The 12,915-nt window shown below is 72.3% G+C and carries 5 protein-coding genes and 1 pseudogene; 2 read left to right on the top strand and 4 right to left on the bottom strand.

Annotated elements, in window-relative coordinates; translation table 11 throughout:
- Positions 1-26 precede the first annotated feature (26 nt).
- The 3 genes and pseudogenes from SAVERM_RS38410 to SAVERM_RS38405 form a co-directional block, all read right to left on the bottom strand.
- Positions 27-1,823, bottom strand: coding sequence for an RICIN domain-containing protein (locus SAVERM_RS38410; RefSeq protein ID WP_078234605.1), 1,797 nt, complete (start codon positions 1,821-1,823; stop codon positions 27-29).
- Between the two features lie 573 nt (positions 1,824-2,396).
- Positions 2,397-2,585: pseudogene (locus SAVERM_RS40795) on the bottom strand (toxin Doc); the annotation flags it as partial.
- 215 nt (positions 2,586-2,800) lie between these two features.
- Positions 2,801-5,893 carry a glycoside hydrolase family 2 TIM barrel-domain containing protein gene (locus SAVERM_RS38405; RefSeq protein WP_010988874.1) on the bottom strand — a complete coding sequence of 1,031 codons (3,093 nt, stop codon included), beginning with the start codon at positions 5,891-5,893 and terminating at the stop codon, positions 2,801-2,803.
- 289 nt (positions 5,894-6,182) lie between these two features.
- Between SAVERM_RS38405 and SAVERM_RS38400 the strand changes: the two genes are divergently transcribed.
- The gene (locus SAVERM_RS38400) at positions 6,183-8,576 is read left to right on the top strand and encodes a SpoIIE family protein phosphatase (RefSeq protein ID WP_037650947.1); all 2,394 of its coding nucleotides are present in this window, start codon (positions 6,183-6,185) and stop codon (positions 8,574-8,576) included.
- Between the two features lie 105 nt (positions 8,577-8,681).
- Positions 8,682-9,941: an arsenic transporter gene (locus SAVERM_RS38395; RefSeq protein ID WP_037650949.1), complete on the top strand. Its 1,260-nt coding sequence runs from the start codon at positions 8,682-8,684 to the stop codon at positions 9,939-9,941.
- An 8-nt stretch (positions 9,942-9,949) separates the two neighbouring features.
- On the opposite strand, the gene SAVERM_RS45650 is transcribed toward SAVERM_RS38395, so the two are convergent.
- A complete protein-coding gene (locus tag SAVERM_RS45650; protein ID WP_052295939.1) occupies positions 9,950-12,640 on the bottom strand; it encodes a ricin-type beta-trefoil lectin domain protein in 2,691 nt (896 codons plus the stop codon).
- Positions 12,641-12,915 lie beyond the last annotated feature (275 nt).

The raw sequence follows: 12,915 nt of genomic DNA, 5'->3' as shown, positions 1-12,915 counted from the left end.
TGGGGCGGCAGCCACGCGTTCGGCCGCTACAGGCCGACGCCGATCTCGCCCAGCAGGTCGGGCAGGTGAACGGTCAGCGGCAGCACCGGCTCGGGGGTGGAGGTGTCCGTGACCGTCAGGGACCGGCGTTCCCCGTAGTTCTCCGACGGGGGCGCGGACGAGGCGACCGGGGCGTCCGTGAGCCGGGTGCCCGGTGACGCGGGCACGGGCGTGGGCGCGGGGGTGGCGGCAGGCGCATCGGTGGCGGGCGTGGCCGACGGGGGTGTCGTACCGGCGATCGACAGCGACTCGGGCTGGTCCGACGGGGAGTCGGTCAGCCACCGCTGCTTGTCGGAACCGTCCCGTACCTTGACGACGATGTCGGCGTCCGGATCGGTGTTGCCGGGTGTGACGGCGAGGCTGCCCTTGCGGCGGGACAGCACCTCGCCCTGCACGGTCAGGTCGTAACGCACGTCGCCGCCGTGGGCGGAGCTCTCGGCGACGCAGCGGCCGAGCTCCGCGACCCCGTCGACCGCACCGGAGTCCAGGCACAGTTCGGGGTCGGCCACGCTGCGCAGCAGTCCGTCCTTCTCGTACGTCCACTGCTGGGTCCATGCGGAGGAGCACACCGCGAGCTTGGTTCCCGCGCCGGCCTTCGCCTCGCCCCGGACGTCGAGGCACAGGTCGGCGGCGAGGTTGCGCAGCCGGGTCTGCCGGGGCGTGGTGGGCAGGCCGGCCGAGTCGGGGGGCGACGACACCGTGGGCGGGATCTGCGAGCCGGGGGTGGGCAAGACGGTCGTACGGCCGCCGCTCGCGCTCGTGGAGGCGGTCGGGTCGACGTTCCCGTCGTCGTTCGACCACAGGCCCGTGACGAGGAAGGTGGCAAGGACGGCGGCGGAGGCGATACCGACGCCGGTGAGCACTGCCCGCGCGCCGCGCTCCCCCACCGGGGTGCGGCGGCCCGGGGCGGGGATCTGGGCCAGCAGCCGGTGGCGCCCGCCGCTGCCCGGGCGCCCGCCCGAGCCGGACACGCCCCGAGCGCGCCCTCCGTACGGGGTGCGTCCCGGTCTGGACTCGAGATAGCGCCGGGCACCCCAGCCGAGTACCGCTTCGGCGAGCAGACCGCCGAGCGCGCCCTCGAAATGGCTGAGCTGCTCGGCGGCGTTACGGCAGAAGCGGCACCCCAGAAGATGCCGCTGGACATCGGGAAGCAAGGCGCCACCACGGCGAATCGGCACATCGAGGAGCCGGTTGTAGAGGCGGCATTCCTTGGTCGGCGCCAGCTCCCGGTGGGCGCGCACACAGCCTTCACGGAATTGTTCGCGGGCCTGTTCCAGAGCGGCCGTCGCGGTGTCGGTGCCGATGCCCGACAAACCGGCCGGTACGGATATGCTCTCGGCTTCGACCTCGGTGTGCCACAACAGGCATCGGGAGAGGCCCGGGAGCGTCAGGAAAGAGCGCTCGGCGAGAACCCGATTCTCGGGTGTCAGGGACTTCGCGGCCCGCATACCACGCCCCCCGGCGGGTTTCCTCAGCTCCGGCAGAACGCCGGATATCCGCTCTTCGGCGGACCACTCCCGGACCGTGTCCCGCACCGCCACGAGCAGCGCGGGCCGCACGGCGGCGGCGGAGCCGGACCGCATCAGGCGCCCGACGACCTGCTGAAAGGCGCCGGCGGTGACGATGGACGCGACGTTCGCCGAAGACGCGAGGCAGATGACGGCGTAGTCGTACGTCGACTCCCAGTGCCGCGCCATCAGCAGCGCGACGGGATGGGGGGCCGCGCCCTCCGGCCGGCCTCTCAGCTGGCCGCCGAGACTCTCGTCCGATTCTCCGGGAGGCATGGCCGGGCGCGGGGGATAAAGCGGGCGAGGAGGGTGGGGGGTGTGCACGGAGGGGTTTCCTTCCACGGCGCAAGATGGCACACAAAGTTCTGTTCGTCGAAAAGAGTCCGGTTGATGCGGCCCTTCTTGACGGAAGCGTCAGGAAAACGTCCGAGGGCGGAGGCCACGCGGCGGGCCGTCGGCCGATGAGCCTTTTGAGCTCGTCGACAGCCCGGAATAGCGAACAGAGATGCGGACCCGACCGTTTCCCATGCGCAGGAAGGTAACCCTTGCACACGTGACTGACGCCCAACAAGGCACTTGAACAACATCCACACCATTTGAAAAATGGTCAGGTCCACGGAGCAACTCGCGCTGCTCGCACCGGCTTTCGATATTCCATGCGCCCCGTGTGAACCGGGCGCACGCGCCGACGCCCCGCGCACGCTCCCGGCGCGCGGAACTCCGTAGTCCACTGAAAGCGGCCCTTCTCGGAGGCCCCGCGCAGGACGGCGGCTCTCCCGCGCGAAACGGGCCGCCGACCCCGATCCTTCCGCCCTCGGTCGGCGGCCCCGAGGAGGCCGCATCCGCTCGGATCTGCCAGGAACGCAGCCGGTCCGCCGCGCCATAGACGTCCGCCTCGCCGGACATCGGATCGCGGACGAGGTCGACGAGCGCGCCGTACGGCGGGTCGAACCCCACCCCGCTGACGAACATGTGGGTGACCGCCGTGGCGCGGGCGAAGCGGGCGTTGGCGCTCGGCAGGGGCTTGAGCAGGGCCAGGCCCCCGGTGCGGCCCAGGCCGCGAGGTCCGCCTCTCCGAGGTGGGCCCGCAGAACGCGGGCGGCCCGGGCGAGCTGGTGGACGGGGCCGAAGGGGCGAGGCCGGCCGCCCGGCGGCGGTGCCTTCAGAGCGGCTGCCGCACACCGCGTACGTCACCGTGCGGCAGCCGCTCGCGCGGGCGGTACACGCCGACCGCGCGCGAGCGGGGGCTGCCGTCAGCTGGGCGGGACCTCCAGCCGGCTGATCCGTACCGCTCCGTCGGCGGCGCCGGGGTGTGCGCTGGTCAGGACGAGACGCAGCCGTGCGCCGCGTGCCGCGTCGAAGGTGACCACGGTCGGCGCGTCGGACCCGGTGGCCCAGTCCACGGTGGCGCCTGACACGGGCGTGTAGCGGTCACCGTCCCCGACCTGGACCTCGACGGAGGCGGGCCGGGTGTGCGTCGCGTCGACGGTGAAGGACACCTCGACGCGGTCGAAGGCGCGGGCGCGGGCCCAGGTGACCGACACCCAGTCCTCGGGCCGGGCGCCACTGAAGGCGGGCAGCAGAGCCGTGGCCGACTTGGCGAAGGCGTTGGACCAGCCGGTGGTCGGGTCGCCGTCGAGCATGGCCGCGGGGAGGGTGTCGGGGCGGCCGGAGTAACTCGCGTCGGCCGAGGGCGAGTCGGGGGCCGCCGGGTGGTCGGGCCGGAACTCGGCGGCGGGGGTGGTCGCCGTGGAGCGCGCGGGGGTGGTGCGCACGGTCGCGGTGGCCGTACGCAGGCCTTCCGAGCGTGCGGTCACCTTCAGGGTCCCCGCCTTCGTACCGGAGCGCACGATGGCAAGTGCCTTGCCGTGGAAGGCGGTTCGCGTGCTTGCCTGGTAGCGCTCGGCGCTCTCCTCCCGGCCGTTGTCGACGCCGGCGAGGGAGCCGCCGCTCACGGCGAAGGAGAGCAGGTGCTCGGCGTCGGGCACCACCACACCGCGGGCGTCGACGATCTCCGCGGTCACGAAGCACAGCGCCCGGCCGTCGGCGGCCAGTGCCGAGCGGTCGGGGGTGAGGCGAACGGCGTGGGGCGCACCGGCGGTCCGCAGGACGTCGGTGGCGACCGCCCTGCCGTTGCGGCGGGCCACCGCCTTCAGCTCCCCGGGTTCGTAGGGCACTTTCCAGACGAGGTGGAGCTTGCCCGCGCTGCCGTTCGGGCTGGTGTAACTCCCGGGGTGGGGGCCGTCGGTGACCGTCTTGTCGTCGCCGGTGGCCTCCGTCGTCTCCAAGTACGTACGGCCGTCGGTGGTCTTCTTGGTGTCGAACGTCCTGGTGCCCAGGGACTTTCCGTTGAGGAACAGTTCGACGGTGTCGACGTTGGCGTACGCCCAGACCTCGACCGTGTCGCCCGCCTGGTGGTTCCAGCTCATGGGCAGCAGATGGACCATCGGCTCGCTCGTCCACTGGCTCCTGAACAGGTGGTACATGTCCTTGGGGAAGCCGGCCGTGTCGACCGCGCCGAAGAAGGACGCCTTCACCGGGAAGACGTCGTACGGCGTGGGCTCCCCGATGTAGTCGATGCCCGACCACAGGAACTGCCCGGCGAACCACTTCCGGTCCCGGTCCTTCTTGTGCCCGTACTCGCCGCTCATCGTCCAGGAGGCGAGGTTGTTGTCGTACGAGGAGGTCGCGCGCTTGCCGGGCGTGTGGTTCTCGCCCGTGTTGAGGTGCTCGGGCTCCTGGTACGTGCCACGGGTCGAGGTCTCCGACGACGACTCCGACTCGAAGAGGAAGAGGTGGGGGTAGGCGGCGTGCAGGGCGTCCACGGACTTGGCGGTGTTGTAGTTGAGGCCGAGTCCGTCGAGCTTGGCGAGCATGAGGTCGGCCGCCGAGCCCTTGGCCGGGACGTTGCGGTACTTGTCCGAGCCGATGACGAGCGGGCGGGTGTCGTCGGCCGCCTTGATCGCACCGATGATGCGGTCGGCCATGGCGAGCCCGGCGGTGGACGTCGAGTCGGGGATCTCGTTGCCGATGGACCACAGGACCACGGCGGGCGAGTTACGGGCCGCGAGCACCATCTCGGTGGCGTCCTTCTCGCACCACTCGTCGAAGAACCGGCCGTAGTCGTACCTCGTCTTGCCGGTCCGCCAGCAGTCGAAGGCCTCCACCACCATCACGATGCCCAGTTCCTCGCAGACCTCGATCATCTGGGGCGAGGGCGGGTTGTGGGAGGTGCGGAAGGCGTTGACGCCCATGGACTTCATGATGGTCATCTGGCGGCGTACGGCGTCGATGCTGATCGCGGCCCCGAGCGCGCCCTGGTCGTGGTGCAGATCGACGCCCCTGATCTTGGCGTGGGTGCCGTTGAGATGGAAGCCCTCGTCCGGGTCGACGGTGACACGGCGGATGCCGAAGGTGGTGCGGTGGGTGTCGGTCCGCTTGCCGCCGACCCGGAGTTCGGTCTCCAGGGTGTAGCGGTGCGGGTGCGCGAAGTCCCACAACTGGGGCTTCTTCACGGTGAGTTCATGGGTCTGGGTGCCCTGGTCAGCGACGGTCACCGTGGACGTCGTACGGGCGGCGGTACGGCCGTCGGGGCCGACGATCCGGGAGACGACCTGGACCTCGCTCCCGGCACCCGACGCGTCGACGACGGTCGTCCGCACCCGTACGACCGCCCGCTCCTCGGTGATGTCCGGCGTCGTGACGTACGTTCCCCAGCGCCGCACATGCACCGGCTCGGTGACCACGAGCCGGGCCTCCCGGTAGATGCCGCTGCCCGAGTACCAGCGGCTGCTGGGGAGTCGGTTCTGCACCTTGACGGCGATGACGTTCTCGGTGGTGCCGTCGGTGTGCAGCAGGTCGGTGAGGTCGAACGCGAACCCGGTGTATCCGTAGGGGTGGCGGCCGACCTCCGTGCCGTTGCAGTAGACGTACGAGTCCATGTAGACGCCGTCGAACTCGACGGAGATCCGCTTGCCGGCGAGGGCGGACGGCAGGGTGAAGGCGGTGCGGTACCAGCCGAGGCCGCCCGGCAGGAAGCCGGTGCCGCTCGTGGTGCCGTACTGCGTGGTGGGCGTCTGCTCGATGCTCCAGTCGTGCGGGACGGCGACCTCGCGCCAACCCGAGTCGTCGTGGCCGGGGTCGGCGGCGTCGGCGTACGCGCCGGTCGGGTCGGTGATCCCGCCGGGGTTGACCAGCGCGAAGCGCCAGCCGTCGCGGAGGGCGACGGTGTGGCGGCCCGGGGCGCCGGCCGAGGCCACGGCCGGCGCGCCCCCGATGCCCGTGAGTGCGCCGGCCGCCGGAGCGGCCGTACCGGCGATCAAAACCGATCTGCGAGTGACCGTCATGGCGACTCTCCCTCGTTAACGGCTCAAAAGTACTCACAACTGATCGTGAACAAACAGATTCTGACGGAGGAACACTTATGCGCGTCAAGGGTCCGTCCACTCACTTCTGTCTCTCGCGTCGCATCGGCCGGATCGCCACCGCGGCAGGACGGGACGGACGGGCGCCGGCCCGCGGCGCCCGGATGCGGGCCGTGAAGTCATGTTCCGGGTGCGGAATCGGGGCACGCACTAGGCTGGAACCCGTGTGACGCGCCTGTTCACTGAGAGTGTGCGCAAGGGAGTGGCGACGATGAGCCCGGACCTGCCTTCCGGCGGCGAGGCCGCCACGGCTCGGGCTGTCATCGACGAGAGCGGCGTCCTGGTCGACTGGAACGAGGGCGCCCGCCGGCTCCTCGGCTACACGCCGGAGGAGGTCGAGGGCCGTCCGGTCGCGGACCTGTTGGTCCTCGGCGGTGCCGGACATCCGCCGCGGCCGTCCGGCGACCGCTGGAGCGGCACCCTCGAGCTGCGCCACCGCGACGGCCGCACCCTGTCCGTGTGGCTGCTCGCCCACCACAGACAGCGGGCCCCCGCCAACGGCGCCGGGGACTGGCTGCTGGTCACCCCGCTGGGCGGCCTCGGCCCGCGCCCGCAGGACGACCCGTTGATGAGGAGCGCGCTGACCATGTCGCCGTGCGCGACCGCGGTCTACGACACCGACCTGCGGCTGCACGGCATCAACGACGCGATGGCCGACATGATCGGACTTCCGGAGGACCGCATCCGCGGTCTGCGGCTCTCGGAGATCGGCGGCAAGCCCGAGAACGAGGAGATGGAGCGGCACCTGCGCGAGGTGCTCGCCAGCGGGGAGAGACGCGATGTGCAGACGTACATGCGCTCCGGCGGGGAGGAGCGCGCACACGCCTGGCTCGCCCGGCTCGCCCCGCTGACCGACGACGCCGGCCGGGTGCACGGCGCCTGTGTGACCGCCCACGACTTCTCCGACCAGTACCTGGCCCGGGAGCGGCTGCAGCTGGTGAACGAGGCGAGCGTCCGTATCGGCAGCACCCTCGACGTCACCCGCACCGCCCAGGAGCTGGCGGACGTCTGCGTACCGGCGCTCGCCGACTTCGTCAGCGTCGATCTGCTGGACCCGTCGCAGGACGGGGCCGAGCCCTACCCCAGGTCGCTCACCGCACCGGTCTCGCTGCGCCGCGCCGCCCACCAGTCGGTGAATCCCGGCTCCCCCGAGGCGGTGGTCAGGCCCGGACAGGTGGACGTCTACCCCGCCTCCTCGCCGCAGGCGGACTCACTGGTGGCCGGCCGGACGATCGTCGCCCCGGACGACCGGGCCACGCTCGCCGAGTGGCTCGGCTGGGACCGGCGGCGTGAACAGCGCATCCACGAGTACGGCATCCACTCCTCGATGTCGGTACCGATCCAGGCCCGCGGGGCGACCCTCGGGGTGGCCGTCCTGACCCGGTTCCGGCGGCCCGATCCGTTCACGGCGGACGACGTCCTGCTGGCCGAGGAGGTGACGGCCCGGGCCGCCGTCTGTATCGACAACGCGCGCCGGTTCTCCCGCGAGCGCGAGACCGCGCTGGCGCTGCAGCGCAGTCTGCTGCCGCGGACCCTGCCGCTGACAGCCGCGCTGGAGGCGGCGTCCCGCTACCTGCCGGCCGCCCGCGCCGGGGTGGGCGGCGACTGGTTCGACGTGATCCCGCTGTCGGGGATGCGGGTCGCCATGGTCGTCGGCGACGTCGTCGGCCACGGCATCCAGGCGTCCGCGACGATGGGGCGGCTGCGCACCGCCGTGCGGACGCTCGCCGACATCGATCTGGCTCCCGACGAGCTCCTCACCCACCTGGACGACCTCGTCGTACGGCTGTCCGCGGAGGCCGGGCAGGACGGGACCACCGGCGAGGTGGGCGCCACCTGTCTGTACGCGGTGTACGACCCGATCTCCCGCCGGTGCACGATCGCCCGGGCCGGGCATCCGCCGCCGGTGATGATGACGCCGGGAGCGCGGCCGCGGCAGATCAAGCTGCCGGCCGGCCCGCCGCTGGGCCTGGGCGGGCTGCCCTTCGAGTCCGCCGTGGTCGACCTTCCCGAGGGCACCGTGCTCGGCCTGTACACCGACGGTCTGATCGAGAGCCGGGAGCGGGACGTCGGCGCGAGCCACCAGCTGCTGTGCGACGCCCTGTCCGGCTCCCGCGGCTCCTCCCTGAACGAGGCCTGCGACCGGATCCTGCACGCCCTGCTCCCGGCCTGCGGAGTGGCCGACGACGTGGCGCTGTTGCTCGCCCGCACCTACGGGCTGCCCGCGTCCCAGGTCACGACGTGGGACATCCCCGCGGACCCGGCGCTGGTCGCGGCGATCCGCAAGCAGGTGGTGGGGCAGCTGGACACGTGGCACCTGAGCGAGGCCGCGTTCACCGTGGAGCTCGTGGTCAGCGAGCTCGTCACCAACGCGATCCGGTACGGCGACCACCCCATCCGGCTCCGCCTCATCCACGACGCCACCACGCTCATCTGCGAGGTGTCCGACGCCAGCCACACCGCCCCCCATCTGCGCCGCGCCAGGACCTTCGACGAGGGCGGCCGCGGACTGCTCCTGGTCGCCCAGCTGACCCAGCGCTGGGGCAGCCGGCACACGCCCGACGGCAAGACGATCTGGGCGGAGCTCCCGCTGACGTACGAGTGAGGGGCCGGGGCCGGTCGGCCGATGGGACGACCCCGTCGGTGGTGGTTCGTGGCGTACCTGGTTCGATGGGGTGGGAAAGCCGACTGTGTCCGGGAGGACCGAGACCTGAACACCCCGTTCGCCGAGACCCTGTCCATCGGCCTGCTCGTCGCCGTGCTCGTCTGTGCCGTCGTGCGTCCCTTCAACTGGCCGGAGGCGGTCGTCGCGGTGCCCGCCGCCGGGATCGCGATGGCCACCGGAGCGATCTCCTGGGACCACGTGCGCGAGGAGGCCGAGCACCTGGGGCCGGTGATCGGGTTCCTCGCCGCGGTCCTCGTGCTCGCCCGCTGCTGCGACGACGAAGGTCTCTTCCGGGCCTGCGGAGCCTGGATGGCGCGGTGGGCGGCGGGCCGCCCCGGGCGACTGCTCACCGCCGTCTTCGCGCTCGCCTCGGCGATCACGGCCGTACTCAGCCTGGACGCCACCATCGTCCTGCTCACACCCGTGGTGTTCGCCACGGCAGCCCGCATGGGCGCCCGGCCGAAGCCGCACGTGTACGCCTGCACCCACCTGTCGAACACGGCCTCGCTGCTGCTGCCGGTCTCCAATCTCACCAACCTGCTGGCGTTCAGCGCCGCGGGCCTGAGCTTCACCCACTTCGGGGCACTGATGGCACTGCCGTGGCTGGTGGCCATCGGCGCCGAGTACGTGGTCTTCCGGCGTTTCTTCCGCCGCGACCTCGGCACGGCCGCCTCGTCGGCGGCCGTCGACGAGGCACCGCCCGCGATGCCACTGTTCGCGCTGGTCACCGTGGTCTGCACCCTGGCGGGCTTCGTCGTGGCCTCCGCGCTCGGCATCGACCCGGCCTGGTCCGCCCTGGCCGGTGCGCTCGTGCTCGCCGGCCGGGCGCTGGTCCGGCGGCGCGCCACCCCGCTCACCGTGGTGCGGGCCGCGGCACCCGGCTTCCTCGCCTTCGTCCTCGCGCTGGGCATCGTCGTACGGGCGGTCGTGGACAACGGGCTCTCCGACGCCCTCGGCCGCCTGCTGCCCGACGGGACCGGGCTGCCCGCCCTGCTGGCCATCGCCGCGCTCGCCGCCGTGCTGGCGAACCTGATCAACAACCTGCCGGCCGTGCTCGTGCTGCTGCCGCTGACCGCCCCCGCGGGGTCCGGGCCGGTGCTCGCCATGCTGCTCGGCGTCAACATCGGCCCCAACCTCACGTACGCGGGATCCCTGGCCACCCTGCTGTGGCGGCGGATCCTGCACCAGCACGATCACGGCGTCGACCTGAGGGAATTCACCCGGCTCGGCCTGATCGCCGTACCGGCGGCACTCGTCCCGGCCGTGACGGCACTGTGGCTGTCACTCCAGCTCTTCGGCGCCTGACACCAGGGTCATCCCCGGCCACCGCCGCCTCCGCCGTTCCCCGTGCCGGAACCGCCGGAATCGCCGTAGCCTCCGCCGCCGCCGTAACCTCCGCCGGAGTCGCCGGAGCCTCCGGAGGTCGGCCAGCCACCCTGTCCGTTCGACGAGCAGTACGGGTAATAGCACCAGCCTCCGGAGGCGCCCCCGGAGGTGACGGAACCGGTCGACGGCGTACGGGACGACTTCGGCGTGCCGGTCGTGGGCGTGCCGGCCGGGGTGGGCGTCGCTGACGACTTCGCGGACCTGGTCGTCGGAGCGGTGGACTCACTGCCGATGCCCCAGTTGACCGACTGCATCTCCAGATCGTTGGAGGTGTCGGCCAGCCAGCGCTGGGACTCGCTGTCCGTGCGCGGCTTCAGCACGAGCGCGGCCCCGCGGCCGCCGGAGGCGGAGGTCAGGGCCAGGTCCTGGTTCCAGCGCGGCACGAGCGAGCCCTGGAGAGTGAAGTCGTACCGCACGTTCTTCGTCCCTGGCTGGGACTCCCCCGCGCACGCCGCGAGTTGGACCGAGTAGCCGAGGTGGGAGTCCAGACACAGTTCGGGCGCGGCCAGGCTGCGCAGCAGGCCGTCCGTCTCGTACTCCCAGCGCTGGGTCGCGGACGACGTGCAGTCGACGAGCACGGCCTCCGCCCCGGCGACGGCCTTGTTCTTGCCGATGCCGATGCACAGCCCGCTGTCCGCGTTGCGGATCCGTCCCTGGACGGTGCCGCTCGGCGCGGCGGCGGCGGCGCCGACCCAGGGCAGCGAGCCGGAGCTGCCCGACTCCGTGCCGGTGCCGGGTTCGCCGGACGAGCGGCCGGCGGCCGTGCCGCCCCCGCCCGACCAGGAACCGGACCACAGGGCCAGCGGAACGAATACACACGCGCTCACCGTCAGCACGGCGAGGGCGACGTGCCGACGGCGGCGCAGGGCGCGCCGACGTGCCTTGTGCGCCGAACGGGGACCCGCGGGCGGCACGGCGCGCGCCGAACGGGAGCCGTCACCCGGCCCCGCCGCGTGACGCGCACTCCCACCGGTGTCGGTCGACGGGCGCGCGCCCGCGCCCGCGTCGGACGCGTGACGCGCGCTGCCGGTATCGGTCGCCGGGCCCGCACCTGCGTTCGCGTCGGCCGGGTACCGCGCGGTGCCGCCGTGGCCGGGTGCGTGCGGGTCCGCCGAGCGGTGCGGGCTCCTGTTCTCCCGGGGCGCGTGCGGGAGCCCCTCGTCGGGACCGGCGGCGAAGTCCAGCCGCGCGTCGGCCGCGACCGCGAAGTCCTGCGCCGCGTCGGCCACGACGTCCGGCGGTACGTCCGTCCCGAAGCCCGGCGACGTGCCGGCCGCCGGGAACTCGCGTGTTGCGTGGGCCGCGAAGTCCTCCGGCATGCCGGCCGTGAAGTCCTGTGCCGTGTCGGCTGTCTCGGCCGTGCCCTCCGTGCCGTCCGGACCCGTGGCGGCTGCGAAATCCGGCCTGTCGGACTCGAAGTCCGGTGTGTCGGCCGTGAGACCCGGTCTCGCGCCGGCCTGGATGCCCGGTCCCGCGCCAGCCTGGATGCCCGGTCCCGTGCCGACCGTGGGACCCGGTCCCGTGCCGACGGTGGGGCTCTGTCCCGTGCCGGCCGTGGGGCCCTGTCCCGTGCCGGCCTGGAAGTCCCGCGGTGCGTCCGGTCCGAATCCCGCCGATGTGCGGCCCGCCGGAAAACGCGGTGCCGCGTGGGCCGCGAAGTCCTTGGGCATGCCGGCCGTGGGATCCGGTCCCGTGTCGGCCGTGAAGTCCATGCGGGCGTCGGCCACGACGGCCGGCGGCGCCGCGGCGGTCGGGCGGCCCGCCGCCTTCTCCACGGTCCCGGGCGCGCGTTCGCCCCGTGAGTCGAGGTATTCCCGCGCACCCCAGCCGAGCACTCCTTCGGCCAGCAGTACCGGGAGCCGGTCGTAGAAGCGGTTGAGCTGTTCCGCGGCGCACCGGCAGTGCGCGCAACCGGCCATGTGGTCGCTCAGATCGGGGTCGAGGGCATCGTCGCCGCGCCGCAGCGAGACGTCGAGTAGACGCGCGTAGCGTCGGCACTCGTCCCCGGCGGCGAATTCCCGGTGGACGTCGAGGCAGCCCTCACGGAGTTGTTCGCGGGCCCGTTCCAGTCTCACGGCCGCGCCGTCGGCGTCGAGGCCCAGCAGGGCGGCCGGTATGTCGATGGCCTCGCCCTCCACCTGGGTGTGCCACAGCAGGCAGCGGGCGGGTTCGGCGAGTCGCTGGAACGCGCGGGACACGAGCCGTCGGTTCTCCGGCGGCAGGAGCCGGGCCGCGGCCCGGCCCGTCGCCCCGGGGTCGGAGCGCAGTTCGGGATGGAGCAGTGGCCGGCGGTGGTCGGAGTCCCATTCCGCCGCGATCCGGCGGATCGCGACGAGCAGTTGGGGACGCCAGGCGGCCGTCGGGCCGCCCTGGCGTGCGGCTTCCTCGAACAGCCTGGTGAACGCGGCCGTGGTGAGCATTCCGGCGGGGTGCGCCCCGTCCGTGCACAGTCGCGCGTAGGAGAAGGCCTCCTCCCAGTGCCGGGCGAGGAGTTCGCTCACCGGATAGTGCACGGTCCGCTTCCCGGCGAACTTCTTCAGCTCGGCCGCGAGTTGCTCGTCCGTCACCTCGTGCGACGCGGCGGGGTCGGGGGAATTCGACCGGACCCCATCATTCACGTCCACTTTCCTCCAAAGTTCCGCAGGAAATAGTCCAGACCATTGGACGCACTGCCCGACCGGCAACACGGAGGCAGCATCCTTGTGGGGGTCCGACATCCCGAACACCCGTCCCGGACGGCTCTTTCGAAGCGGGCGGCGAACAGGAACGCCGTAGACGCGCAGCGGAAAAATCAATTGACCGCGCGCTGACGATCACACTTTTGCACAGGTCACCGAGAGTCAACAAGCGCCCTCCTCACTTTCCACAATTCATGCGGGGGCCATGAAGTTGA

The sequence above is a fragment of the Streptomyces avermitilis MA-4680 = NBRC 14893 genome (assembly GCF_000009765.2).
Taxonomy (GTDB): Bacteria; Actinomycetota; Actinomycetes; order Streptomycetales; family Streptomycetaceae; genus Streptomyces; species Streptomyces avermitilis.
The sequence above is the reverse complement of the archived record's forward strand: the minus strand, read 5'-3'. Positions and strand labels throughout refer to the sequence as shown.